We start from the raw sequence: 25464 nt of genomic DNA on the forward strand, positions 1-25464 counted from the left end.
GTGGGGACGGGAGGGGGCGCGGGCTGGGCACTGCGCGCCCTCGCCGACCCGGCCGCCACTCCGGAGCTGAGCCGGGATCTGGTCTGGGAGGTCAGAGGCGACCGGGTCAGACCCGTCGACGGGCAGGGCGCCGGATTCGCCGCGAGCACGCTGGTCACGGTCGTCGCCGCAGCGGGCTGGCTCGCCCACCGGCTCCCCGCCGGAGATCCGATCCGCGCCGCCCTGCCGAGGGCGCTGGCCATGGTCCGCGACCGGCTGGCCGGCCCGGATCTGATGCTCGACCTCGGCCGGTACGTCGACCTGCCCGGGTTCCGCAAGGCCGCCGGGGCCCCGACCGAGGTCGGCGAGGGCTACGAGAGATACGGCGCCGTCGTCATGGCCACCCACGACACCCGCCCGGCGCCGGGCATCCGTACGGCCCTGCTGGACGCGGCCGGCGACGATCCCTACCTGCGCGCCCTGGTCGGCTCCGAAGGGGCGTTCCCGGCCGAGGCGGCGCTGCGCACCGCCCGTGACCCGCGGTTCGAGGCGCTCCTGGCCGATCCGGGAGACCCCGTGGAGGGGGAGCGGGACGCGGACGGCACGTGGTGGCCGCAGGATCCCACCCGGTCGGTGCCCGAACTGGTCGTCGAGGCGGCGAAGGAGCACGGCCTCGGCGAGGACGCCGCGGCCCTCTACCTGACACTGCTGGCCATGCCGGATCCGACCGACCGCAACGTCGCCCGGTGGACGGGCTGGAAGCCCGCCCACCTCAAGGAGGCCCGCGCCGAGCTGGCCGCCACCGGCCTCGTCGTCGAGGCCAACCGGGCGCGGGCCGGGCGCTCGCTGTTCCTGCCCGGCGGCTGGACGGAGCTGAAGGCGCCGCGCCTACCGCTGGAGCAGTGGAAACTCCCCCTGTTCGACCTGATCGGGAGCCAGAGCACACCGCTCGTGCCGATCCAGCCCGCCGCCGACCTGTACCGCAGGGCCTGGCAGCGGGTCCGGGACGGCGACGCCCCCCGGTTCGAGGAGCTCAGGGTCAGGCGCGGCAGGCGCCGCTGACCCCGGGCGGCGGGGCGGGTGCGATCCCGGTCCCGTCCGGCGGCCGCACCCGCGCCACCGGACGGGACCGGGCCCTCACCGCGCCGCAGCGCGGAGGAGACACCCGGCACCTGCCAGGCCGCCCGTCACGGGCGGCACTTCACAGATCATCATCCAGAGCACAAGGACTTCCCCTTATGACCATGACCGACGACCAGGTGGCGGTCCCCCCGACCCGGCAGGTGCTCGCGGCCGAGGAACGGTACGCCACCGAACTCGCCTTCCTGGCCGCCCACGACGCCGGCCCCCGCCCCCCGGGCTGGGCGCTGACGCCGCGCGCGGTGGTGACCTTCGTCTGCGGCAGCGGCGACGAGACGCTGGAGCTGCCGAAGAACCGGCGCGGGACGGCCGGCGACGGCACTCCGGCCCGGTTGAGGGTGGCCGCCAAGTTCGTCGGCGAACGCGCCCTGGTCGAACGGTGCGTGGTGACCCTCGCGGGGGAGCGCGGCCTGCTGCTGGTCGGTGAGCCCGGCACCGCCAAGTCGATGCTGTCGGAGCTGCTGGCCGCCGCCGTGTGCGGAACCAGCGCGCTCACCGTGCAGGGCACCGCCGGAACGACCGAGGACGCCTTCCGCTACGGCTGGAACTACGCCCTGCTGCTCGCCCAGGGCCCGAGCCGGACCGCACTGGTCGCCTCCCCGGTGCTCACGGCCATGCGCGCGGGCCGTGTCGCCCGGATCGAGGAGATCACCCGCTGCCTGCCCGAGGTGCAGGACGCCCTGGTGTCGATCCTGTCCGACAGGCGGCTCAGCGTGCCGGAACTCGCCGGCACCGCTGACGCCCAGGTGGCGGCCACCCCCGGCTTCAGCGTGATCGCCACGGCCAACCTGCGTGACCGCGGCGTCTCGGAGATGTCGGCCGCGCTGAAGCGGCGGTTCAACTTCGAAACCGTCGACCCCATCGCGGACGCCGAGGCGGAGACCTCCCTGGTGCGCCGCCAGGCCACCTCGGTCGTGCAGCGGGCGGGTGCCGCCTTCGGCGTGGACGACGCCGTGCTCGACGCGCTGGTCACGGTATTCCGCGACCTGCGCTCCGGTCGCTCGGACGAGGGCTGGGACGTGGAGCGTCCAGGCACGGTGATGTCCACCGCCGAGGCGGTGCAGGTCGCCGCCTCACTGGGGGTCGCCGCGGCCTACCTGCCGGGCGGCGACGTCCTCGACCTGCTGCCGGGACACCTGCTCGGCGTCGTCCGCAAGGACGACCCGGCCGACCACGGGCGGCTGCTCGGCTACTGGGACGGCCCGGTGCGACGTCGCGCCGAGGACGGCTCCGCGATGTGGCGCCGGCTCTGGGACCTGCGGGAGAACCTCCGTTGATCTGCTACAGCGAACCGGAGACAGGCCAAGACGTGCGGCGATCCGCCCCCGACGGCCGTGACGCCGATCCCCGGCGGGCGGTCGCCGCGCTGGCCGCCTCCGCCCGGCCGTACCTGCTGGGGGTGCGCCACCACAGTCCCGCGCTGGCCGTGGTCCTGCCCGCGCTGCTGGAGGCCGCCGGCGCCGAAGTGGTCTGCGTCGAGCTGCCGGTGGACTTCCAGCCGTGGCTGGCGCACCTGGCCGCCCCGGAGACCCTCGCGCCGGTCGCCCTCGCCGGGACCGACGGGGAAGGGCGGCTCGGCTTCTACCCGTTCGCCGACTTCTCCCCGGAGCTGGTGGCGATCCGCTGGGCCCGGAAGCGCGGAGCGGAGGTGATCTGCTGCGACCTCCCGCTGTCCGACCCCGGCTGGCACGCGCCCGGCACGGCGCAGGAGCCCGGCACGGTACGGCCCCCCGGCCCGGCTCGGCCGGCAGGTACGGGTCCGGACGCGGAGGCGGTTCCGGCAGGTGCGGCGGCCTCGCGGGGAACGTCCTTCGCCGCTGCGCTGGCCGCCTCGGGCACCGGCCGCGAGGGAGACGACATGTGGGACCGGGCCGTGGAGGTCCTCGCTCCCGGATGCGAACCCGAAGCGGTGCGCCGCGCCGCCCTCGGCGTCGGCTGGGCACTGCGCCGGGACGCCGAGGCCGCGGGCGGTGTGCCGGCCAGGGACATGGCGCGCGAGGCGCACATGCGCCGTGTCCTGGCGGACGCCGCGGCCGGCGGCCGTCGCGTCGCGGCGGTGGTCGGCGCCTTCCACGCTCCCGCGCTGATCGTTCCCGGCGTCGCGGAGCCGGGGCGGGCCGGCGCGGACGGCACCGCCGCATCGCCTGGCACGGCAGGCGGCCACCCGACATCCGGGCGGCCGGCCACGGACGGCGCGGTCGCCTCCCCTCCGGCCGCCCCGGCCGCGCGCGCCGGCTCGCCTGCCGCCACCTCGCTCGTCCCCTACGCCTTCGACCTGCTCGACTCGCGATCCGGTTACCCGGCGGGGATCCGCGACCCCCGCTGGCAGCAGACGGTGTTCACGGCCGCCGGCGACCCGGACCGGGTCAGGGACGGTGCCGCCCGCGCGATCACCGGCCTGTGCCGGGAGATCCGCTCCGCCGGGCACACCGCGGGCACCGGGGAGGCCGTCGAGACGCTGCGGCTCGCCTGCGATCTGGCGCGGCTGCGCGGCCTGCCCTCCCCGGGACGGGGCGAGCTGCTGGAAGCGGTGACGACCGTGCTCGGCCAGGGCGAGCCCCTGGGCCGGGGGCGGGCCCTCGCCCGGGCCCTCGACGCGGTGTTCGTCGGCACCGACCGCGGCCGGATCGCACCCGGCACGCCGCGTTCGGGACTCGGCCCCGCCGTCGAGGCCGATCTCGCCGCGCTCCGGCTCCCGTGCCCGGACAGCCCCGAACGGCGTGAAGTACGCCTGGACCCGCTCCGTTCCGATCTGGACGCGCGCCGGGAGGTCGCGCTGCAACGCCTGCTGATCTGCGGCGTCGGCTACGGCGAGCCGGTCGAGGTGACCGGAACGGGTGATTCCACCGCGCTCACCACCAGGTGGCGGCTCTCCTGGACTCCCGCGGTCCCGGCACTGCTCGACCTGGCGGGCGTCCGCGGTGTCACCCTCGCCCAGGCCGCGGCCGGCACGCTGCGCGAGACCTTCCGCCGCGAGTCCGCCGAAGGGGGGCCCACCTGCGGCCTGATCCTCAGCGGTCTGCGCGCCGCGGCCCGCTGCGACCTGCCGGAGCTGGTCGCCGACCGCCTCGCCGACGCCGCCGTCGCGCTTCCCGCCACCGCCACGCTCGCCGAACTGCTCGACGCTCTCGACCTGCTCGAGGCACTGCGCCGCGAACACCTTCCCGGCACCACGCCGGAGGGCCGCGAGCAGGCCGCCGAGCTGACCGGAACCCTGCTGGAAGCCGCGGTCCGCGCGCTGCCGGGCCTGGCCGGCAGCGACCAGCCACAGGACGCGGTCGCCCTGGTCGCCCTCGCCACCCGGGCCGGTGAGGAGCGCCTCGGGCTGCGGATGGACGACACCCTGGCCGCGCTGGCGCGCACCGCTTCCCCCCTCATCCAGGGCGCGGCTCTGGCCGCCCGGGTCCTGCTCGACCTCGACGGCCCCGGCACTCTCGGAGCCCGGGCCGCCGGATGGGTCGGCGCAGCCACCGACCCGGACGGCCGCCATCGCCTGAGCCGCCTGCTGACCGGCGTGCTCACGGCCGCCGGACCGCTGCTCCAGTCGGCACCGGCGGCCCTCGACCCGCTCATGGACCGCATCGACGGCCTCGCCGACCGGGAGTTCCTCGACCGGTTGCCGGCGCTGCGCGGGGGGTTCGACACCCTCACCCCCGCCGGCCGTACCCGGCTGCTGGGAGCGGTGTCCGAGCGCCTCGGAGACAGGCTCGACCTGGCGCTGAGCGCTCCGCCCGGGCTGCTCGCCCTGTGGCACGCCGCCGACTCCGCCGGGCTGGCGGCGCTGCGCGCGCTCCGGCTCCCGGTCCCCGCCTCCGTTCCCGCCCTGGCCGGCGCGTCCCCGGACGCGCCGGAGCCACCCGCGCCGGACCGCCGGACCGCACGGGGCGGTGAGGAGGCGGAGGGCACGCAGGCGCCGGCACCACCGGAGGCGGGCGTGATGACGGACAGTTCGCGGACGCCGGCACCACCGGAGGCGGACGTGGTGACGGAGGCGGATCACGGCGCTCTGCGGAGGTTCACCCCGGCTGACCGGTGGCGGCTGCTGCTCGGCAGGGAGTCCGAGCGGCTCCCGGCGAGCGCCCGCTCCTACGCGCGCGCCTTGGACGAGCTGTACGGGAAGGGCCGGGGCGAAGGCGCGGACCACTTCGGGCAGGGCGCCGGGGAAGGGGGCGACTCCGGCGGCAGGGGAGACTCCTTCCCCACCGCTCGCGAGTGGGCCGAGGAGCTGGAGGTCCTCTTCGGGACCGAGGTGCGCGAGGAGGTGCTGGTCCGGGCCGCCGATGCCGGCCGGACCGACGTGCTCACCGAACTCGACCCGGCCGCGGTGCGGCCATCCGTCGAGCTGCTGACCTCCGTGCTGACCCTGGCGGGAGGCCTGCCCGAGCAGCGGCTCGCCAAGCTCCGGCCACTCGTGCGCCGTCTGGTCGCCGAGCTCACCCGGGAGCTCGCGACCCGGCTCCGGCCCGCGCTGAGCGGGCTGGCGACGCCGCGCCCGACGCGCCGTCCGGGCGGCCGGCTCGACCTGCCGCGCACTTTGCGGGCCAACCTGCCGTACACGCGTCGCATGGGCGACGGCCGGCTCGTGGTCGTCCCGGAACGGCCGGTGTTCAGCACCCGCGCCCGCCGGGAGGCCGACTGGCGGCTGATCCTCGTGGTCGACGTGTCCGGCTCGATGGAGGCCTCGGTGGTCTGGTCCGCGCTGACCGCCGCGGTGCTGGCGGGCGTGCCGACGCTCTCCACCCACTTCCTGTCGTTCTCCACAGAGGTGATCGACCTGACGGACCGGGTCACCGACCCGCTCTCCCTGCTGCTCGAAGTGCGGGTCGGCGGTGGAACGCACATCGCCGCGGGCCTCGCCCACGCCCGCTCGCTGGTCACCGTGCCGAGCCGTACGCTGGTCGTGGTCGTCAGCGACTTCGAGGAGGGCTACCCGATCGGAGGCCTGCTCGGTGAGGTCCGCTCCCTCGCCGGGTCCGGTGTCCACCTGATGGGGTGCGCCGCCCTGGACGACAGCGGCGTTCCCCGCTACTCGCTCCCCGTCGCCCAGCAACTCGTCGCGGCCGGCATGCCCGTCGCCGCCCTCAGCCCGCTCGCCCTCGCCCGATGGGTGGGCGACCGCCTCCGCGGAGAGTCCCGGTGAATTCCCCCCCATCAACCGTTCCCCCGGCCGGACAGCTCCCGCCGGCGGCGCCGCACGTGGTCGCCGCCGCCGTCGAGGGTCTCACCTCCAGGCTCCGCAAGAAGCTGGACGCGGCGATCGAGCAGTATGCCGCCACGCCCGCCGTCGCCGACGGCGAGAGCATCCGGATCAGCTGTGGCGAGGACGCGGTGGTCACCCTCTCGCCGGGGGCGTCCGGCGCGATCACCGACGACGGCCAGGCGTGGTGCAGCTGCCTCCTGGCGCCACGCTGCCTGCACCGTGCGGCCGTGCTCAGCGCCTGCCCGGTGGCGGACGCCGACGTCGATGCGGCCGCGGGCGTCAGTGCGGGCGCGGGTGTCGGTGCGGACACGCACACGGGCGCGGGCGCCGACATGGACGCGGGCGCGGGTGCGGCGAACGGACCGCTCGACGGCGCCCTCCCCGGGACGGGAAGCTCCACCGCACGTGACGACCCGTCCCGCGACGGTACGGCGGCCGGCACGATTACGGGGCCCACTGCCACGCAGGTGGCGGCGGCCTCGAGTCTGTGGGCCGCCGCCGCCGCGACGCTGTCGGCCGGGGTGCCGGCGGCCGGCGCGGTGCCCCAGGCGGAGCTGCTCAGGGCCGCTCACACCGCCCGCCTGGCCGGACTGCCCAGGGCCGAGGCCGCCGCCCTGCGCGTCGTCCGCGGCCTGCGGGCGGCGCGTGACCGCCACGACGGCCACCGCCTCGCCGACCTGGTGGCCGCCCTGCGCGAACTCCTGCTCACCGCGGGCAGGCTGGCCGCGGCCGACCCCGACCCGGCGCTGGTCAGCAGCGTCCGCCGGAGCTACCAGCCGGGCGGGAGCCTGCGTGTCTACGGCGTCTTCCGGGAGCCGGTGATCAGCGGCACCGGTTACGGAGGTGTGGTCACCCACCTCGTCACGGAGGACGGCCGCTGGTTCTCGGTGGCCGACGTCAAGCCGGGCGGGCCGGCCCGCGCCCGTGGCGCCGCCACCGCGCCCGTCGCCATCGGCCCGGCCATGCTGAACCACGCGCAGCTGGCGCGGGCGGGACTGCTGATCGCCGGAGCGACGATCTCGCCGGACGGCCGTCTGGGAGCGGGCGGCGGCGTGCGCGCCACCCCGATCGACGGCATGCCGTGGACGGCGGGACCGCTGGCCGCCCTGTTCGCCCGGCCGCTGGCCGAGGCGGTCGGCGCGCGGCTCTCCGGGCAGGTCTGGAGCGAGTCGGAAGCGGCGGAGAGAGCCGGCGAGCCGGTCGGGTGCGATCTGATGATCGTCGGCGCCGCGGGCGATCACGTGCTCGCCCGTGAGCTGCTGCCCGCCGGAGCGCCACCGGAGAGCTCTGATCCGGAGAGCTCCGGTCCGGAGGACGACGACCCGGCACGGCGGCCGCCGCCGGCCGTGCGGCCTGACGGCCCGCTTATCCGGCTCATTCCGGCCGGCTCCCATCCGGACCTGGCCCATGTCGCCAACCTGCGGCAGCTCGCGTCCCGGCCCGGCACGGTCGTACGGGTGGTCGGCAGGCTGGATCCCGACCGGGCGGCCACCCTGCGCCCGCTCGCGATCGGGCCGGTGCCCGGGGCCGGGGCGACGCTGCGTCTTCCCGCCGGATGGCAGGGCCGTGCCGACCTCGGGTATGACCGCCTGCAGGGCTCTCATCTCCCGCCGCATGACGCCTGCCCGCCGTGGCAGGCGGCCTCCGAGGCGGACGTGGACCCGGTGGCCGACGCCCCTCTGTGGCGGGTCCGCCGGCTGGTCGAGCTGGCCGTCGCCGGAGGGCGGCGGGCGGTCGCCGAACACGCGCGCAGCGGTGACTCCCACGCCCAAGGCGCCCCGCTGCGCCGGGCGGGGTTCGAGGCCGCCGCCGAGCTGGCCGCCGCGCTCGCCGCCGAGGCCGACCGCCGGAGCCGCGACGTGTTCGGACGGTCGACGGATTCCGGTCCCGACGGGTACGCCTGGGCATGGCTGGCGGCCGCGATCCACCTCGCCGCCGCGGACCAGGCCCTGGTCCAGGCCTCCTGGCACGCCGGCCAGTCGTGAGGGCCGGCTCTGTGAGCCCCGCCGGGATCCACTTCCCGGCGGGGAGGTGATCAGAACCACATTCGGTCCGTACGGCTTGCACCCGGCCCTCCCAGGGGGGAGTCTCAGCCCATGCCTGACGACCGCCCGTACGACATCGTGCTCTTCGGCGCCACCGGGTTCACCGGCGCGCTGACCGCGCAGTACTTCGCGCGCAACGCCGGTCCCGGCTGCCGCTGGGCACTGGCGGGCCGCAGCCGGGCCAAGCTCGAAGCGGTCAGGGAGCGCATCGGCCTGCCCGAGCTGCCGCTGCTCCACGCCGACGTGACCGACCCGGCCTCCCTGGCGAGGATCGCCGGGCAGGCCAGGGTCGTCGCCACCACCGTGGGCCCCTACGTCGCCTACGGCGAGCCGCTCGTGGCCGCCTGCGCCGCCGCGGGCACCCACTACGCCGACATCACCGGCGAGCCGGAGTTCGTCGACCTCATGTTCGCCCGGCACCACGAGAGGGCCCGGCAGAGCGGGGCGAAGATCGTGCACGCCTGCGGGTTCGACTCCGTTCCGCACGACCTCGGCGCCTACTTCACCGTCAAGCGGCTCCCCGAGGGGGTGCCGATCGAGGTGAGCGGGTTCCTCCGGGGGAACGGCCGGCCCTCGGGCGGCACCGTCCACTCCGCCCTCGCGGCGGTCTCCCGTGCCCGGCAGACCGCCCGGGCCGCGCTCGCCCGGCGCGAGATCGAAGTACGGCCCACCGGCCGCCGGGCGCGTGGCACCGCCGGAACGCCCCGGTACGTGGGGGGCTGGGCCCTGCCGCTGCCCACGATCGACCCGCAGATCGTGGCCCGCTCGGCCCGCGCGCTGGAGCGCTACGGTCCCGACTTCACCTACCGCCACCACATCGCCGTCAGGCGGCTGCCCGCCGCGTTGGGGCTCGCGGCCGGTGCGGGCGCCCTCGTCGCGCTCGCCCAGATCCCCCCGGTCCGCTCCTGGCTGCTCGGCCGGATCTCGCCCGGCGACGGACCCACCCCCGAGCAGCGGGCCGGGAGCTGGTTCAAGGTCACCTTCCTCGGCCGGGGCGGCGGCGAGCGCGTCGTCACCGAGGTCGCGGGCGGCGACCCCGGTTACGACGAGACCGCCAAGATGCTCGCCGAGTCGGCGCTCTGCCTCGCCTTCGACGACCTGCCGCCGGTCTCCGGCCAGGTCACCACGGCCGTGGCGATGGGGGACGCGCTCATCGAGCGGCTCCGGCGGGCGGGCATCGCCTTCACCGTGCTGAGCGGCTCGCGGGGGTAGGTCTTCACACCGCCGTGCTGACCGGTTCGCCGCAAGCCTGCACGCGGGCGTGTACGGCGGGCGCCGTCCGCGCCGATTCGGGAAAGTCGCCCTCCGTTCATGGGCACAAGACAGGTTTCGCGGGCTTTTCAGGACCTATGATCATCTGAATTACCCCGGGACAGTGCGGAAGGACTCCTGTGGCGGACAAGCCGAGTGAGCGGAACGCCGGCATCGACACGACCCGGCCCAGCATCGCCAGGGCCTACGACGTCGTCCTCAACGGCAAGGACAACTTCGAGGTCGACCGCGCCTTCGTCGCCGAGATCGCGAAGGTCGTCCCCGAGATCTACGACGTGGCGACCTACAACCGGCAGGTCCTCGGGCGGGGGGTGCGCTTCCTGTCCGGCCAGGGCGTCACCCAGTTCGTCGACCTCGGTTCGGGGTTGCCGACGGTGGAGAACACCCACCAGGTCGCGCAGCGTGCCAACCCTGAGTCGCGGGTCGTCTACGTCGACAACGACCCGATGGTGCTGGCCCACGGCCGGGCGCTGCTGGCGGAGAACGACCGTACGGCGGTCATCACCTCCGACCTGCGCGACACCGAGGCCATCCTCTCCGACCCGGCTTTCAAGAGCCTCATCGACCTCGGCCGCCCGGTGGCCGTGATGCTGATCGGCATCCTGCACCACCTGCACGACGACGAGGACCCCCGGGCGATCGTCGAGGCCTACATGGCGGCGGTCCCGCCGGGCAGCTACCTGTTCATCACCCACTTCTGCGCCTCCACCCAGGAATCGCGCGACGCCGAGCAGAAGTACCTCGCGCTGCTGGGCACCGGCCGGTTCCGCACGCCGGAGGAGATCACCGCCTTCTTCGACGGTTTCGAGCTCCTCGAACCGGGCGTCGTCCCCCTGCCCCTGTGGCGGCCGGACGGCCCCGTCCCCGGGAGGCTCACGGTGGGCCAGCAGCTCATGTACGGCGGGATCGCCTACAAGCGATAGATCGGTGTCGGCCCCTGTCGGGGGCCTACTGCGCCGAGGCGGGCCTACCGGCGAACGCCTCGCCGGCCCGGATCCGTCACTGCCGCCTGCGGTGATGTCGAAGCCGGTGCCCCGACCGGCGAGAAGGACGCCGACAAGGCGGATCGCAGACTCCGGGCAGAGCCCGCTGCTCGGCATCGCTACCAGGGACCGTTACCGCGCGGTCGCTGCCTTGGCGGAATTGGCGATGCAGCTCTTGCATGGCCGGAGGGACACGATCTCCTCCCGGGTCGCGATGCGGGGCTTGTTCAGAATGCGGCCTGAATCGTCGGTGTAGAGGTGGGTGCAGTCGAGCCGGTGGCGCAGACGTGCCGACTCCCCGGTCGGAGTACCGTCCACCAACGTGACCGGCTCGAATATCACGTTGATGTCCGGCCAGTAGCCGCCGCGCACGCGATCGAACCACTCGATGAAGTCCCGGACGGTTCCGAGTTGCCGGACCCTGTCGTGCAGGGCTGTCTGATCGTGGCCGGTGATGAAGTCTTTGCCTGTCGGGGTCTGTCCGCCGCATCCGCATTGGCAGGGAGCGTGCTCCTCCGGGGCGTCGTAGTAGCCGACCGGGTTGCGCTGCGGCGGGATCGGAGACGGCTTGCCGACGTAGGCGTCGTGGATCGGATGGCCCGTGGTGAGGATGGCGCCGTGAATCACGGATCGACGTGAGCTTTCCCGGCCTTCGACCATGCCCGATACCGGTTCGATGCGGTCGATCCGGATGGCGAGGACGCCTGTGCTGTCGAAGGTCACCAGTGCGAAGTTTTCGCGGTGCGCGCGCTCTCCGAGGTGCCATGCGCCGTGGCTGGCGTCATACAGTGCCATCGGGCTCATGGTTTCGCTGTAGCCGATGCGGTCGCGTCCCAGGTCGTCTTCGCTGGGATCGATCATTCGCTCAGGACCAAGGGTTATCACTATCATGCCGCACCTTCCCGAAGGTCGGATACTTTATGTATCGGGATGCATGGACTATATCGGGTTGGGATGGAACCACTGGAAACGCGTTGCCGATACTGTGGGTCTCTTCCTATGGTCGCTCCATGGCAATTGCATACGAGTGGCGCGGCCATTTCGACAATACGGCGATCAACGCACTGCACGCGGAGGGCTTCGGTCACGCGCCCCTGAAGGACGACTGGTGGGCTCAGGTCAACCGGCACAGCCTCGGGTGGGTCTGCGCCAAGGAGGACGGCGAACTCGTCGGCTTCGTCAACGTGGCCTGGGACGGCGCCGTTCATGCCTTCATCCTCGACACCCTCGTGACGGGGAGAGTCCGGCGGCACGGTGTCGGGACCGAACTCATGGCCGTCGCCGTCAGCGGGGCCCGCGCAGCCAAGTGCGAATGGCTCCATGTCGACTTCGACGATGACTTGAAAGACTTCTACTTCGGGGCCTGCGGATTTCAGCCGACGCACGCCGGCCTTGTCGCTCTGTAGCCCGGCCCGACACGGCAGCCGCTTTCCGGCCCGAGATCCGCGGCGGCTCTGTGACCCCTGTCATCGGGATAAAACGGGCTCAATGTGGATTTTGGCCTTATATGGGATTAACCCTACTCGGGAGGGCATCTAGCGTTTGCCGGACGTCGACCATTCTTCTTCGGGGCCATGGACCCGGCGATGCGACCAGCGCCGCAAAGACGACATGAATGCGTGGTTCCGAGCCGGAGGGGAGGTGACGATGAAAAAGCGTTCCGGCGTCACCGCTCTACTCGCGTCCGCCCTGTCGCCGGCCGGATGCGCGGCTCATGCCGGGGAGGGCGTCTCGACTACCGCGTGGTGACGAAGCTCAAGATCGCCGACGTTCTGAAGGACGTGAAGGGACGGGAGTCCATCCCCGCCGCCCGTGGCCCGCGGCCCCGCGGGCCTGGTCTTCGTCGAGCCGGACCGGGGGCCGGGGTGACTTGGATCACCGCGACGGCAGGCCCTAGCATCCATACGTGCAGAATGATGTTCTACGGGCCGGGCCGCTCTCCCGCACTGTCCTGATCGCCTTCTGGGTCTGTTCCGCGGTTCATCTGGCGCTGGTCGCCGCCGGCGCCGACCCGATGAACTCCGTGACCAAGGCACTGCTCATGCCGCTGCTCGCGGTATGGGTGCTGGCGCAGCGGGGGCCGCGCCCGGTGGTGGCGGCGCTCCTGCTCTCCTGGGGCGGTGACGTGGCCCTGGAGGTCGACGGGTTTTTCCTCGCCGGGATGGCCCTGTTCGCCGGGGCACACGTCTGCTACGTGACCTACTTCGTCCGGGAGGGGGCACTCGACGCGTTGCGCCGCCGCCCGGTGATCCCGGTGGTCTACACCATCGTCTGGGTGACCCTGGTGATCGCGCTCTGGCCGGGCCTCGGCGACCTGCGCCTGCCGGTGGCCGGCTACTCGCTGCTGCTGACCGCCACCGCGGTGACCGCGGCCGGTCACGGCCTGCGGATCGGGGCCGGCGGAGCCCTGTTCCTGCTGTCCGACACGCTGATCGCGTTCGACCTGGCGGACCTTCCCCTCCCCCCGATGAACGGCCTCGTGGTCATGGCCACCTACATCGCGGCCCAATACCTCCTTGCCTCGGGCATCGTCAACCGCCTCCGTGCCCGGAACCTGCACGGACAGGCGGTCGCTCGTGGAGAAGCGCGGGGGGCGACATGAGCGGAAGGGCGATCCGGGCGTGGAGGGGGGCCGGGACAGGGCCTGGTCCCTGACCGTCACCCGTACCGTTCCCAAGGGTGGTACGACGGACAGGCCCCACACCTGCCCGCCGTACCGGCTCATCGGGCGGTCCCCGCCGGGGTGGTACGGCGGGCAGACCCCACGACTGCCCGCCGTACCGGCTCACCGGACGGGTCTCCGCCTGCTCACCGCGCGGCCGCCCGGTTGCGGCGGGCGCGACGGTCGGCGGCCACGTCGGCGAGGGCCACGGCCAGCGCGACCAGCACGAAGCCGATGGTGACCAGCAGCGCGTGCCGGAACGCCAGGGCGTAGTCGCCGTGCGAGGAGGCGACCCCGGCGAAGAACACCGAGCCGATCCCCGCGATGCCGACGGCGGTGCCGATCCGCTGCCCCGTCTGCAGCACGCCGCCGGCCGTGCCGGCCTCGGCCACCGGCACCTCCGACAGCGTCAGCGTCTGGTTCGGGGAGATCACCAGGCCGCTGCCCAGCCCGGCCACGAGCAGCGGCGCCGCGATCGCCCAGGCCACCTGCGGACCGGGGACCAGCCGTACGGCCAGCTCCGTGGCGGCCAGCCCCACGGAGACCAGCACCAGCCCCAGCACCACCAGCGGGCGGCCGAACCGGGTGACGACCGGGCCGCCCAGCACGGAGGCCGCGGCCGATCCGGCCGCGAACGGCGTGCTCGCCAGGCCCGCCGCCAGGGCCGAGTAGTGCAGGCCCTCCTGCAGGTACAGGGTGAGGACGAAGAAGATCGCGGTGAAGCCGGCGAAGTAGAGCGCCGCGATCAGGGCGCCGAGGGCGTAGGAGCGCCTGCTGAACAGCGACAGGTTGACGACCGGGTCGCGACGCCGTCCGTACCGGCGCTCCCACCCGATGAAGGCGGCGATCACGACGAGCCCGGCGGCCAGCGGCAGCCACCTCCCCCCGCCCTGGTGCTGCTGCCCCTCCATGAGCGGCAGCAGCACCAGCACGACGCCTGCGGCCAGCAGCAGCACGCCCACGGGGTCCATGCTCTCCCGCCGCCGTCCCTCCCGCGTCCGGTGCGGGATGTAGCGGTACGCCAGGACCACGGCCAGGACGCCGATCGGCACGTTGACGTAGAAGACCAGGCGCCATCCGTCCTGGCCGCCGCCGAGGTGGATGAGCAGCCCGCCGAGGAGCGGGCCGATCGCGGTGGAGATGCCGATGACGGCGCCCAGCAGCCCGAACGCCCGGCCCCGCTCCGCACCCCGGAAAAGCTGCTGGATCAGGCCGCTGACCTGCGGGTTGATCACTCCGCCCGCCACTCCCTGGACGAGCCGGGCGATGACCAGCAAGGTCGAGTTCTGGGCGATTCCCGCCGCCGCGCTGGCCAGGGTGAAAAGCGCCACGCCCAGGACGAACGCGTTGCGCCTGCCCCGCATGTCGCCGAACCGCCCCGCGGGCACCAGCACCAGCCCGAAGGTGAGCGCGTAGCCCGACACCACCCACTGCAGGTCGCTCTGCGGGGCGTGCAGCCCGCTGCGGATGGACGGCAGCGCCACGTTGACGATGCTGACGTCCAGCAGCGTCATGAAGCCGGCCACCAGGCAGACGGTCAGCGCCTTCCACCGGCGCGGGTCCGCCCCGTCCGACCGTCGCGCGGTCGACGCGCCGCCCGGCCGGGCCCCGGTGCTCATCCTGCGGGGTGCCGACCTGTACGGCTCTGTCCGGCATATCGCGGGTCTCCCGGCATCGTGAGCAATCGGCTGGGGATCATCATGACCGCCTCGTCCTCGACCTCGGCGCAACTTCCCGTGATTCAGCAGCGCATACCTACCCTTTTCGGGTAGTCCAATCACAGCGTGTCGGGCGGCTCACGGGAAATGAGTACGGCGGGCGGCCATGCCCGCCCGCCGTATTCCGCTAGGGGGTCGTCATCCGGTCAGAGCTGCTGCCACAGGGCCGGGACGTTCGGCGGCTCCCATCCGGGCAGTGAGGTGTGCCCCTGCAGGCATCGGTAGCTGACGCCGTTATAGGTCACGGTGTCCCCGGCCGCGTAGAGGGTCCACGTCTGCCAGGTGGTGCCGCCCTGCCCGCCGCCGACGGTGAGGGTGAAGGTGGCCGAGCGGTCGGCGCTCGCGCCGTCCGCGTTGAGGTTGACGGTGTAGGTGCCCGCGGGCGTGCTCGCCGAGGTGGCGATCGTGACCGCGGAGGACTGGCCGGAGTTGATGTTCGCCGGGCTGAAGGACGCGGTCGCGCCGGCGGGCAGGCCGGAGGCGCTCAACGTGATGGCCTGGGCGTTGCCGGAGGTCACCTGGGTGCTGAGCGTCGTGCCGGCCGACTGGCCGGGCTGCACCGAGGCCGAGGACGGGCTCGCCGAGACCGAGTAGTCGTCCGTCGGGGTGGGGGTGTCGCCCACGGCGAGCTTCCACAGGGCGTTGGAGATGGCGTCCGCGTTGCGGTCCAGCGCGGTGCTGTTGATGTTGGAGGTGGTGTCGCAGGCGGAGTGGTAGCAGCGGTCGAAGGCCAGGCCCGCGGTGCCGCCCCACTTGGTGGCCTGGGCCGAGCTCTTCACGCTGGAGGCGCCGGTGAAGACACCGCCGACCGGGACGCCCGCGTTCTTGAACGGGGCGTGGTCGCTGCGGCCGTCACCCTCGGTCTCGATCTCGGTCGGGACGTTGATGGTGGCGTAGTAGTCCTTGAAGATCTTCTCGATGGCGGGGGAGTCGTCGTAGACGAAGTAGCCCGGGTTGGGCGAGGCGGTCATGTCGAAGTTGAGGTAGGCCTCGACCCCGGTGGCTCCGCCGTTCTGCACGTAGTAGGTGGAGCCGCGCATGCCGAGCTCCTCGGCGCCCCACCAGGCGAAGCGGACGTGCTTGTCCAGCGTGGGGTTGCGGTTCGCCAGTGTCAGCGCGACCTCCAGCAGGCTCGCCGAGCCCGAGCCGTTGTCGTTGATGCCGGGCCCGGCACTGACGCTGTCCAGGTGGCTGCCGAGCATGATCGTCGGGCTGGCGGGACCGGCCGGCCAGTTGGCGATCAGGTTGGAGTGGGTCTGGCCGTTGTAGGTGAAGTTCTGCACCGTCGTGGTGTAGCCGGCCGCGTCCAGCCTGCCCTTGATGTAGTTCAGCGAGGCGGTGTAGCCGGAGGTGGCCGAGGCGCGGTTGCCGCCGTTGCCGGAGGCGATCGACTGCAGCTGGTTCAGGTGCGCGGTGACGTTGGCCACCGGGATGTCCGGCGCCCCGGTCGGCGGGTTGCCGGTGCCGACGGTCAGGAAGTAGCTCGCCGTCCTGTCCACGTCGGCGCCGTCGGCGGTGACCGTCACCGAGGAGGTGCCGGCCGGGGTGCTCCCCGAGGTGGCCAGCGTCAGCGTCGACGTCTGGCCGGCCGTGATGGTGGCCGGGCTGAAGGACGCGGTCGCGCCCGAGGGCAGGCCGGAGGCCCGCAGCGTGATGGACTGGGCGCTGCCGCCGGTCACCGTGGTCCTCACGGTGGTGGTGGCGGACTGCCCCGCCTGCACGCTGCCCGCGGTCGGGCTGAGCGTGAGCGAGAAGTCGTTGCCGGGCGGGTTCACCGTGCAGGTCGGCTCGCCGCTCTGCGCCGGGACGTTGACGGCGGCCCACGCCGCCTTGGTCGCGTTGATCTCGACGCAGCTGTTGGGGAAGAGCTGCTTGGCCGCGGCCACGGTGGTCGAGCGGGCCTTGGCGTGCGTCCACGGCGTGGTCTTGCTGTTCAGGCCGGACATGAAGATCTGGCCGGCCTTCTGGATGCCGATGCCGGTCAGGCTGGACGGGCCGGAGCAGACCGGGCTGGAGGGCTTGCCGCCGCCCGGGTTGGTGCCCTCGGCCAGCAGGTAGAACCAGTGGTTCTGCGGTCCGGCCGCCGCGTGCACCTCGGTGTTGGGGATCGAGGAGCTGTAGCAGTTCGGGTCGCCGTTGGTGGAGGGGTTGTACATGTAGCGGATCGGCCCCTGGCCGACCAGGTTGACCTCCTCGCCGACCTGGTAGTCCGGCGGGTCGGAGGCGTTGGCCGCGAAGTGCTCGGTCAGCGCGCCGAAGATGTCACCGGTCGACTCGTTCAGGCCGCCGGCCTCGTTGCCGCTGCCCGCGCCGCCGGACCCGGAGAACTGGAAGATCGCGTGGCCGTACTCGTGGCCGACCACGTCCATCGGGGTGGCCTGCTGGGTGTTGGCCTGGTTGCGGCCGAAGTTGGTGTAGGAGCCGTTCCAGTAGGCGTTGACGTCCGTCAGGCCGACGCGGGCCGGGTAGGCGCCGCCGGAGCCGTTGAAGCCGTTGCGGCCCAGCCAGTCGCGCAGCATGTTCCACTCGGTCTGGGCTGCGTACAGCGCGTCGACGCAGGCGGTCTCCAGGTTGGTGCCCTGGCCGTTGCCCCAGGCGTCGTCGGTGCCGGTGTAGGCCGAGCCGTTCTGGCCGCCGCAGCGCAGACCCGGCCGGGTGTTGTCCGTCATCGAGTACGAGCCGCCGGACCCGGAGGTCTGGATGGTCACCGGGTTGCCGTTGTAGAAGCCGTTGCCGGTGCCGGCGCGGACGTCGTCGTAGGAGTCCACGACCGACCCGTCGAGGGCGTCCACGAAGACGTGCAGGACGCTCGGGGCCTGCTCCGTGGCGCCGGTGACGACCACCTCCCAGGCCAGCCTGGGCCGCTTGCCCGCAGCGTGCACGACCAGCCGGGGCGTGCTCACGCTCTCGACGGTCGGCAGCTTGCCGCGGGCGGTGACTGCCGCGGTGGCGGCGTCGATCTTGCTCTTGACGCCGACCTTGATCTCGGCGCGCTGGCCCGAGGCCACGGAGCCGACCTCCTGGCCCGTCCTGTCGGTGGTGACGACCACGTCACCGCCGTAGACGGGCAGCCCGCGGTGGGTCCGCGAGTAGGTCAGGTACTGCAGGCCGCGGGTTCCCGCGACGGTGTTCGTCAGCGTGAAGTCGTCCTCCGCCGCCTTGAACAGGACGTCGGACCTGGCGGCGAGGGCGCCGTCGGCACTGGATATCGCGCGCTTGCGGGATTCGGGGTCCGGCGGTGCGAACGCCGGGGGATCTGCGGATATGGTGCGGGCGACGATGCCCGCGGGGGCTGTGGCGGCGCCGGCGGCGCTCACCACCGAGGTGGCGGTCATGGCGACGGCGGCCAGTACGGCGACCGCGCCCAGTTTGACCTTGGGATTCACGCGGGGTGACTCCTCTCGGTGTCCCTTGGGGGGTTAGAGGGATGCAAGGAGCCCTGACGGTTTGGGCTGGACCAAAGCTGACACCGCGGGTGCGGGGCGAGTACCCCACGAAATTCCATAACTTCGCGATATAGGCGGTTAAACAGGTGGTGAGAGCGGCAGATGGCGCTTCAGCCAGGAGGCGTAGACGGGCGCGCGCCGTACCTCGGCCCAGTAGGTCTTGGTGACCGCCTGGACCAGGTCGGGCCCGTGCCGGGCGACCGGTCCGTGCTCGGTCCACCCGATCATGTGCCGGAACCGGAGAGGGGTCCCGGCGAGCGGCCGGATGACGATCCCCGGGTAGCCCTTGCTGGTCGCCTGGAACATGCCCACGCACCGGGCGGAGGAGATGAGGTCGATGGCGAGGCTGAGGTCGGCGGAGTAGGCGATCTTCGGCGCGAAGCCCTGCCGGGCGCAGGCCGCCCAGAAGTGCTCGCGGTGCCCCGCCTCGGCCAGCGCGTGCAGGGTCCAGTCCTCGGCGGCGAGGTCCCGCAGCTCGATCTCCTCCCGCTGGGCGAGCGGGTGGGAGACGGCCAGCCCGACGAAGATCGGCTCGACGGCCACGCCCGCGTAGATCACGCCCGGGGGCGGGGAGAGCTCGTGCCCCGGGTAGTCGCCGAGGGTGGCGAGCTCCAGGCGCTCGGACTCCAGCAGTCCGGGCAGCAGGTCCATCGCCTCCTCGGTGCGGACGGTGATGTCGGCCCCGGCCAGTAGTTCGTTAAGGCATTTAATGACATTTATCGCTAGATGGCTGGACATACAGCCCAGCCGAATCTTGAGTTTCTCCGCGGTCTGCTCGGCGTAGCGCATGCCGTCCCGCCGGAGCTCGTCGAACGCCGGCAGCAGCGACCGCGCCCTGATCAGCACCCATGTGCCGAGCTGTGTGGGCCGCGCCCCCTCCCGGCCCCGCTCGAACAGTGGCCCGCCGAACATCCGCTCGATACGTCGCAGTTGCGTGGCGAGCGCGGGCTGCGACATCTTGAGCGCGGTTGCCGCCTTGGAAATGCTGCCCGACTCGGCGATCGCACAGACAGCTCGTAAATGACGCACTTCTAGGTCCACACCGAAAGGTTAATAGTAAAGAATCTTTCCGGTAAGACCCAAGTTTCCGAAGAGTGGTCCGGTCTGCCCCGACCTCACGTGACGTGCCGCCGGTCGGCCCCGGGCCGCATGGCCGGGAGGCGAGGGACGGCCGTCGGAGGGGCGCGCAACAGCGGGGCGATGACGGCGGTACGGATTCAAAGGCGCCACTCCGGGTAACGGGACGGATGAGAAACCCTGGAGCGAACCCGACGCCGCATACGTGGCGTCCACCATGAGCGGCGAGGAGGACGCGTGCATGCACGGCCGGTGACCTCCGTCGTGAGCGCGGGATTCGCGGCGGCCTTCGGCGCGGCGGCGCGGCTACGTCGCGGGAGGCCCCTGCACCCCGATGGGCTGGTCTTCAACGCCACGCTGAGCCTGCACGGGACGCCCCGATCCAGAGGGGCCGCGTTCTTGGACGAGCCGATGGACCTGCGGGGTGTCGCCCGGCTGTCTCGGTCCATCGGCCTGCCCTCTCCGTCGCCGGACATCCTGGGGCTGGCCGTGCGGTGGCAGCAGCCCGCGGCCGGCACCACCGGCGCCGAAGTCGTCGCGGAGCTGCTGCTGGCCACGACCGGGCACACCGTGCTCGGCCGCCGCCTCCTCCGGCCCGCGACCAGGTGGGCGCCGGGCATGTACGGTTCGCTGTTTCCGTACGCGGCCGGCGGCGGCAGGGTCCTGCTCGGCGCGGTCGCGCGGGGGCCCCGGGCGTTGCCCGCGGATCTTGACGGGCTCGCCCGTGCCGTCGGGGAACGCCCACTGCTGTTCAACCTTGTGGTGGCATCCCCGTTCGGCTCGTGGGAGCGCTTTGGCGTGTTGGAACTCACCGGTCCGGCCCGGCAGGACGCCGCCGCGCCGATGCGCTTCAACCCGATCCGGCATCCGATCCCAGGTCTGCGCCCCGCCGGCTGGCTCCAGCGGGTGCGTGAACCGGCCTACACAGCTGCGCAGCGGACACCCCACCGTGTCAGCGCCGGCCCGCCCATGCCGGAACGCGAGCATGGAACGCTGTCCAGGCGCTGAGCTGGTCGCGGCTCAAAAGGTCATGCGGCGGTTAAGCCGCCTGGCTGGACGGCTACCGGCCGTGGGCCGGGAGCTCCGAGAGACGCAAGAGAGATCGTGGAGCGGTTCCGGTCGGTCCGCGGACAGGTCGCCCGCCGGGCGGACGGGGAGCTCCGCCGGTCCTCGCTGTGAGAGAGCGGGCGCCTATTCGAGGACGTGCTGCCAGTAGGGGTCGCGGTAGAGCACGACGGTGGTGCCGCGGAGCAGCTCGTCCGGGGCGGAGACCAGGGTGAGCTCGCCCGCGGCCTCAAGCTGGCGCAGGACGTCGCGGACGCGCGGGCCCACGGGCAGCCGGCCGACCGGCAGACCGAGGGTGGAGCGGACCGTGTCGGCCACCTGGGAGAGCTGGAACGGCTCGGTGAACGGGGCGATCACCGAGCGGACGAGGTCAACGGTGATCATGGTTTCGGCCTCGACGTAGGCGAGCTCCCAGGTGAGCTGCGCCTTGCGCCGGCCGGTGCCGGCGCAGGCCGTGCACTCCTGGGAGAAGCCCGGCACGATCTCCTCGGTGGCGGAGCCCAGGCACGTGGTGCACTGGTTGGTCTCCGCGGCGTGCAGCTCCGCCGCCGCCCGGTCCGCCAGGTGCGTACCGCACAGGCACAGGTAGAGCCGGAAACCGCCGCGGACCAGGACGAGATCGTCGGCGTCGTCGGGTATCTCTTCCCACAGTGCGGTGATCGTGTGCTTTCTCATGGTTTTGCGACTCTATCCACCCTGACCCCCGCTCCGCAGGTCGACCGGGACCAGTCTCATCGGGGCGCTCCACAGCCACTCCTCGGTGACGTAGGTGGCGGTCAGGAGCGTCATCAGCGCCAGGATGCGCTCCATGGAGACGGACGGGTGCGCGCCGCAGTCGCCGAACCGGCACATCCACAGCTCGAACAGGCTGTCGTCGCTGAGCTGCTCGTGGACCGAGGGCCGGGCGATGCCGAAGCCGTCCCGCCAGATGTCGACCGAGGTGCCGGCGAGCGGGAACGCGCCGGCCAGGACTCCGCCGCCGGTGGTGACCCGCCGGGCGACGACGTCGTGCACCGGCAGGACGCCCTCCGGCTGGATGAGCACGACCCCGCCCCCGGGAGGGCTGGCGACCCGCAGGAGCTCGGTGGGGGAGGCGTGCTCGGCCTCCCACAGGGCCCCGGCCTCCACCGGCGGGCAGAGCCCGGGATCGGTCCCTAGCCGGCGGATGACCTCGTCCTCGGCGACCTCGCCGACGAAGGCGATGCAGAACCCCTCGTTGTAGTCCTCGTAGGAGAACATCATGTCGTCGACGGTCTCCTGCAGCTCGCGGAGCCGCGGGCTGACGCGGGGAGCGCCGGGCAGGTGGGCGAAGAGGTCGGCGAGGTCGGTGAAGAGCGCCTGAAGGCCGGGGGAGCGTCCGGCGATGCACGGCCGCCAGGGGTCGGCGCCCGCGGCCAGCAGGAGCCGGACGGCGTCGTCCTGGCCGTGGCGTACGGCCTCCCACAGGGGAGTGGCCCCGTAGCTGTCGGCGGGGTCCACCTCGGCTCCCGAGGCCAGGAGCAATTCGATCACCTTGACCGCCCCTTCCTGCGCGGCCTGGTGCAGGGGCGTCGAGCGGAGCCAGAAGAGCCGCTGGCCGGGATCGAACCCGTCGGCCAGCCGTTCCTGGATCTCCGCCAGGTTCGTGTCACTCCAGGCGTCCGCGCCGCCGACCCACTCGTTGTCGCTCACTGTCGTTCCCATCTCGTAGTGCTGAGTGGATCAAATCAGTCGAAGGTGACATTTTCGATCAAAGCTAACCGTGAAAGCCGGTCGGAGACGCGAGTCGTCTCAGGCAGCCGGTAGCGAGGAGTCAGGGCCAGGACGTTGTGGCAGGCGGTGTCGAGGTCGACGCGGTGGCCGACGGAGACGAAGACCGGTTTGACGCCGTGCCGGGTGCGGAGCACGCGGCCCACGACGTCGCCGTCCAGGGTCAGGTCGGTCCACGAGCCCCGCTCGGGGGCGGGGTCGGGGTAGGAGCCGACGAACGCCGTCTTGCCGACCCCGATCGTGGGCAGGCCGGTCAGCACGCCCAGATGGCAGGCCAGCCCGAAGCGGCGTGGGTGGGCCAGGCCGTATCCGTCGCAGACGACCAGGTCGGGGATGACCGTCAGGCGTTCGAGGGCCTCCAGGAGAGCGGGGACCTCCCGGAAGGCCAGCAGGCCGGGGACGTAGTCGAAGGCCACCCGGCCGCCGACGGTCACCTGCTCGACGACCTCCAGCGTGCGCCCGTCCAGTACGGCCACCGCCGCCGCGAGCCGTTCCCCGTCGTAGGCCACGTCCACGCCCGCGACCGTGGCGGGCGCGCGGGGGCCCGGTCCGGTCAGGTCCAGCAGCGGCCGGAGCCCGTCCTGGATCGCCTCGGCCTCCAGGATGGTGCGGGGAGTTCGTACCTTCATGCATACATGATCGCTATTTTTGGAGCATGAAGACGCACAGTGGGAGCCTGCGACGTTTGCTGAGGTGGCCGGTGAAGTCGCTGCGGGGTGAGGAACTCCAGGAGGCGCTGTTCGACGACCGGGGGATGGCGGGCGACCGGGCCTACTCGCTCGTCGACGATCGGGACGACCACGCCGGCAAGGTGCTGACCGTGCGCCGGCGTTCCGAGATGCTTCACTGGCGCGCCGGCTACGGGAGCGGTGACACGCCGGAACTGACCGCTCCGGACGGGACGGTCTGGCAGTGGCACGACCCCGGCCTGGCCGGCGCGCTGGCGCGGTCGCTCGGGACGCCGCTGCACCTGCGAGCGGCCGACGGGCAGCAGGACCGCGGCCCGACCGTGCTGGTCACCTTCGAGGACTCCCTGGTGGCGCTGGAGGCGGAGCTCGGCCGGCCGGTCGACCTGCGCAGGTTCCGCCCCAACCTGCACCTCGGACTCGACGCGCCCGCGTTCGCCGAGGAGGACTGGGGCCCCGGCACCACGCTCACCGTGGGCGAGGTGGAACTCGCGGTGGTCGGCGACCACACCGGACCGTGCATCCGCTGTGCCGTGCCCAGCTGGGATCCGGACGGGCGGGAGCGCTGGCCCGAGCTGCAGAAGTGGCTGATCAGGGAGCACGGGAACAAGTTCGGAGTGATCATGCGGGTGACCCGGCCCGGGATCGCCCGGCGCGGGGACCGGGTGGTCGCGGCCCCGCGCCCCGCGGCCGGGGAACTTAGGGTGCGGTAAGTAGATCCACGGAGAAGGGGGCCGGACATGTCGGTGCTTGTGGCGTTCAGCGTGACGCCGATCGGGGCGGGAGAGGACGTCGGCGAGCTCGTCGCCGAGGCGGTGCGGGTGGTCCGCGCGTCGGGACTGCCGAACCGGACCGACGCCATGTTCACCACGGTGGAGGGCGAGAGCTGGGACGAGGTCATGGCCGTGGTGAAGGGCGCGGTCGAGGCGGTCGAGGCGCGCTGCGGGCGGGTCAGTCTCGTGCTGAAGGCCGACGTCCGCGCCGGGCAGGGCGGGCGGCTGGACGCCAAGGTGGCCACCGTCGAGCGCCATCTCGCCCCCTAGACTCCTGGACGCCCTCTCACGGCGGGCCCCCGCCCCCGCGTTCCTGAGGCGTCCGCCGGGTCCTGCCGCCCCGCCGTCCGGCGGGCGCGCTCTCCCGGCCGGGAACACCGGCGGGGCCGGGGACGGTTACGAGATCAAAAATATTTCGGGAGCGTGGGACTGATGGCGGGAAACGGATCGATCGGGCGTGTCCTCGTGGGCGGGCTGGCCCTGGCCGCCGCCGGGTGGGCGCTGAAGGACATCCCGGCGGAACTGGGCGGCCGGGCCACAGGGGAGCGGCTGGCCCGGATGCTGCGCTCCCCGCGCTTCCACGACGGCGTCTTCCACAACTCCGTGCCCGGCTCCCACGCGCCGCCGGTGAGCAGCCTCCCGGAGACGCTCCGGGAGCTGGTCTTCAATCGTGACGGGCGGAAGCCTGGCGGGCCGATCCCGCTGGTGACCTCCCCGGCCACCCCGCCGTCCGCGCGCGGGCTGAGCGTCGTCTGGTACGGCCACGCCACCACGCTGGTGGAGATCGAGGGACGCCGCGTCCTGTTCGACCCCGTGTGGAGCGAGCGCGCCTCGCCCTCGCGGCTCGTCGGCCCGCGGCGGCTGCACCCGCTGCCGGCCCCGCTGGCGGACCTCCCGGTCCTCGACGCGATCGTGATCTCCCACGACCACTACGACCACCTCGACAGGGCCACGGTCCGCGCGCTGACCGCCCTCCAGAGCGCCCCCTTCCTCGTGCCGCTGGGCATCGGCGCCCATCTGGAGCGCTGGGGCGTGCCCGCCTCGCGGATCGTCGAGCTCGACTGGGAGGAGGAGGCGACCGTCGCCGGCCTGCGGTTCGTCTCCACCGCCGCCCGGCACTTCTCCGGGCGCGCCTTCACCCGCAACACCACCCTCTGGGGCTCATGGGTCGTCGCGGGGCGGACCAGACGCGTCTTCTACGCGGGAGACTCCGGCTACTTCGACGGCTACGCCGGCATCGGCGCCGCGCACGGCCCGTTCGACCTCACGCTGATGCCGATCGGCGCCTACAGCCCCGCCTGGCCCGACATCCACATGGATCCGGAGGAGGCGGTCGACGCACACCTCGACCTGGGCGGCAGGCTGCTCCTGCCGGTGCACTGGGCGACCTTCACCCTGGCCGTCCATCCGTGGGCCGAGCCCGTCGACCGGCTCCGGCACGAGGCCAAGGCCCGCGGCGTCCGGCTCGCGGTGCCCCGGCCAGGTGATCGCGTCGACGCCGACGACGTCCCCCTGGTGGACGGCTGGTGGGAACTGCTCGGCGCCTGACGGGCGGGGCGTCAGGCCGGCGAGGCGGTCCGCCCGGTGTCAGCCAGGCGGGGCTGTAGGCGCCGATCGGCATCAGCGTGAGGTCGAACGGGCCGTGCGCGGCGCCGATGCCGGCGTAGCC

General features: G+C 72.9%; 18 protein-coding genes and 1 pseudogene. 12 read left to right on the forward strand and 7 right to left on the reverse strand.

Annotated elements, in window-relative coordinates; genetic code table 11:
• The 6 genes and pseudogenes from CA984_RS25975 to CA984_RS26000 form a co-directional block, all read left to right on the forward strand.
• A pseudogene (locus tag CA984_RS25975) lies at positions 1-1041 on the forward strand (DNA-binding protein); the annotation flags it as partial.
• Positions 1042-1217: 176 nt separating this feature from the next.
• Positions 1218-2396 (forward strand): ATP-binding protein, encoded by a 1179-nt coding sequence (locus CA984_RS25980; protein WP_086576164.1) that lies wholly within the window; start codon positions 1218-1220, stop codon positions 2394-2396.
• Positions 2397-2428: 32 nt separating this feature from the next.
• Positions 2429-6259 carry a vWA domain-containing protein gene (locus CA984_RS25985; protein WP_086576165.1) on the forward strand — a complete coding sequence of 1277 codons (3831 nt, stop codon included), beginning with the start codon at positions 2429-2431 and terminating at the stop codon, positions 6257-6259.
• A complete protein-coding gene (locus CA984_RS25990; protein ID WP_086576166.1) occupies positions 6256-8304 on the forward strand; it encodes an SWIM zinc finger family protein in 2049 nt (682 codons plus the stop codon). The genes CA984_RS25985 and CA984_RS25990 overlap by 4 nt, the downstream gene beginning before the upstream one ends.
• A 111-nt stretch (positions 8305-8415) precedes the next feature.
• Entirely contained in the window at positions 8416-9576 is a 1161-nt protein-coding gene (locus CA984_RS25995; protein ID WP_086576167.1) for a saccharopine dehydrogenase family protein, read from the forward strand.
• A 179-nt stretch (positions 9577-9755) separates the two neighbouring features.
• Positions 9756-10559 (forward strand): SAM-dependent methyltransferase, encoded by an 804-nt coding sequence (locus CA984_RS26000; RefSeq protein WP_086576168.1) that lies wholly within the window; start codon positions 9756-9758, stop codon positions 10557-10559.
• A gap of 192 nt (positions 10560-10751) precedes the next feature.
• Here CA984_RS26000 and CA984_RS26005 read toward each other — a convergent pair whose 3' ends face one another.
• Positions 10752-11480 carry a hypothetical protein gene (locus CA984_RS26005; RefSeq protein WP_086576169.1) on the reverse strand — a complete coding sequence of 243 codons (729 nt, stop codon included), beginning with the start codon at positions 11478-11480 and terminating at the stop codon, positions 10752-10754.
• Between the two features lie 149 nt (positions 11481-11629).
• Here CA984_RS26005 and CA984_RS26010 point away from each other — a divergent pair, with 149 nt between their 5' ends.
• Positions 11630-12025 carry a GNAT family N-acetyltransferase gene (locus CA984_RS26010; protein ID WP_086576179.1) on the forward strand — a complete coding sequence of 132 codons (396 nt, stop codon included), beginning with the start codon at positions 11630-11632 and terminating at the stop codon, positions 12023-12025.
• A 500-nt stretch (positions 12026-12525) separates the two neighbouring features.
• Positions 12526-13221, forward strand: a complete 696-nt coding sequence (locus CA984_RS26015; protein ID WP_207621035.1) for a lysoplasmalogenase — start codon at positions 12526-12528, stop codon at positions 13219-13221.
• 206 nt (positions 13222-13427) lie between these two features.
• Here the strand turns inward: CA984_RS26015 and CA984_RS26020 are convergent, their stop codons facing one another.
• The 3 genes from CA984_RS26020 to CA984_RS26030 all read right to left on the reverse strand — a co-directional run bounded on the left by CA984_RS26020 (position 13428) and on the right by CA984_RS26030 (position 19486).
• Complete coding sequence (locus tag CA984_RS26020) at positions 13428-14900, reverse strand: MFS transporter (protein ID WP_086576170.1); 1473 nt, start codon at positions 14898-14900, stop codon at positions 13428-13430.
• Positions 14901-15145: 245 nt separating this feature from the next.
• Positions 15146-18385 (reverse strand): M28 family peptidase, encoded by a 3240-nt coding sequence (locus CA984_RS26025; RefSeq protein WP_086576171.1) that lies wholly within the window; start codon positions 18383-18385, stop codon positions 15146-15148.
• Positions 18386-18523: 138 nt separating this feature from the next.
• Complete coding sequence (locus CA984_RS26030; RefSeq protein WP_242676171.1) at positions 18524-19486, reverse strand: LysR family transcriptional regulator; 963 nt, start codon at positions 19484-19486, stop codon at positions 18524-18526.
• A 273-nt stretch (positions 19487-19759) separates the two neighbouring features.
• Here CA984_RS26030 and CA984_RS26035 point away from each other — a divergent pair, with 273 nt between their 5' ends.
• Positions 19760-20530: a hypothetical protein gene (locus CA984_RS26035; RefSeq protein WP_086576173.1), complete on the forward strand. Its 771-nt coding sequence runs from the start codon at positions 19760-19762 to the stop codon at positions 20528-20530.
• A gap of 183 nt (positions 20531-20713) precedes the next feature.
• Here the strand turns inward: CA984_RS26035 and CA984_RS26040 are convergent, their stop codons facing one another.
• The 3 genes from CA984_RS26040 to CA984_RS26050 are packed head-to-tail and all read right to left on the reverse strand — an operon-like array spanning position 20714 to position 22965.
• The gene (locus tag CA984_RS26040) at positions 20714-21262 is read right to left on the reverse strand and encodes a hypothetical protein (protein ID WP_086576174.1); all 549 of its coding nucleotides are present in this window, start codon (positions 21260-21262) and stop codon (positions 20714-20716) included.
• Between the two features lie 12 nt (positions 21263-21274).
• A complete protein-coding gene (locus CA984_RS26045; protein ID WP_086576175.1) occupies positions 21275-22270 on the reverse strand; it encodes an ankyrin repeat domain-containing protein in 996 nt (331 codons plus the stop codon).
• A gap of 23 nt (positions 22271-22293) precedes the next feature.
• A complete protein-coding gene (locus tag CA984_RS26050) occupies positions 22294-22965 on the reverse strand; it encodes an endonuclease V (protein WP_086576176.1) in 672 nt (223 codons plus the stop codon).
• 26 nt (positions 22966-22991) lie between these two features.
• Between CA984_RS26050 and CA984_RS26055 the strand changes: the two genes are divergently transcribed.
• The 3 genes from CA984_RS26055 to CA984_RS26065 all read left to right on the forward strand — a co-directional run bounded on the left by CA984_RS26055 (position 22992) and on the right by CA984_RS26065 (position 25343).
• Positions 22992-23735 carry an MOSC domain-containing protein gene (locus CA984_RS26055; RefSeq protein ID WP_086576177.1) on the forward strand — a complete coding sequence of 248 codons (744 nt, stop codon included), beginning with the start codon at positions 22992-22994 and terminating at the stop codon, positions 23733-23735.
• Positions 23736-23762: 27 nt separating this feature from the next.
• Positions 23763-24065, forward strand: a complete 303-nt coding sequence (locus tag CA984_RS26060) for an MTH1187 family thiamine-binding protein (protein ID WP_242676172.1) — start codon at positions 23763-23765, stop codon at positions 24063-24065.
• A 162-nt stretch (positions 24066-24227) separates the two neighbouring features.
• Positions 24228-25343: an MBL fold metallo-hydrolase gene (locus CA984_RS26065; RefSeq protein WP_086576178.1), complete on the forward strand. Its 1116-nt coding sequence runs from the start codon at positions 24228-24230 to the stop codon at positions 25341-25343.
• Positions 25344-25464: the final 121 nt, after the last annotated feature.

The sequence above is a fragment of the Streptosporangium minutum genome, from assembly GCF_002149035.1.
In the GTDB taxonomy this organism is placed as follows: Bacteria; Actinomycetota; Actinomycetes; order Streptosporangiales; family Streptosporangiaceae; genus Streptosporangium; species Streptosporangium minutum.

Bases quoted from the DNA above. Each gene is read 5' to 3' on its own strand.
- CA984_RS26055 (WP_086576177.1), top strand. From the start codon at position 22,992: ATGAAGACGCACAGTGGGAGCCTGCGACGTTTGCTGAGGTGGCCGGTG.
- CA984_RS25980 (WP_086576164.1), top strand. From the start codon at position 1,218: ATGACCATGACCGACGACCAGGTGGCGGTCCCCCCGACCCGGCAGGTG.
- CA984_RS25995 (WP_086576167.1), top strand. From the start codon at position 8,416: ATGCCTGACGACCGCCCGTACGACATCGTGCTCTTCGGCGCCACCGGG.
- CA984_RS26005 (WP_086576169.1), bottom strand. From the start codon at position 11,480: ATGATCGATCCCAGCGAAGACGACCTGGGACGCGACCGCATCGGCTAC.
- CA984_RS26050 (WP_086576176.1), bottom strand. From the start codon at position 22,965: ATGAAGGTACGAACTCCCCGCACCATCCTGGAGGCCGAGGCGATCCAG.
- CA984_RS26020 (WP_086576170.1), bottom strand. From the start codon at position 14,900: ATGAGCACCGGGGCCCGGCCGGGCGGCGCGTCGACCGCGCGACGGTCG.
- CA984_RS26045 (WP_086576175.1), bottom strand. From the start codon at position 22,270: ATGGGAACGACAGTGAGCGACAACGAGTGGGTCGGCGGCGCGGACGCC.
- CA984_RS26065 (WP_086576178.1), top strand. From the start codon at position 24,228: ATGGCGGGAAACGGATCGATCGGGCGTGTCCTCGTGGGCGGGCTGGCC.
- CA984_RS26040 (WP_086576174.1), bottom strand. From the start codon at position 21,262: ATGAGAAAGCACACGATCACCGCACTGTGGGAAGAGATACCCGACGAC.
- CA984_RS26060 (WP_242676172.1), top strand. From the start codon at position 23,763: ATGTCGGTGCTTGTGGCGTTCAGCGTGACGCCGATCGGGGCGGGAGAG.
- CA984_RS26010 (WP_086576179.1), top strand. From the start codon at position 11,630: ATGGCAATTGCATACGAGTGGCGCGGCCATTTCGACAATACGGCGATC.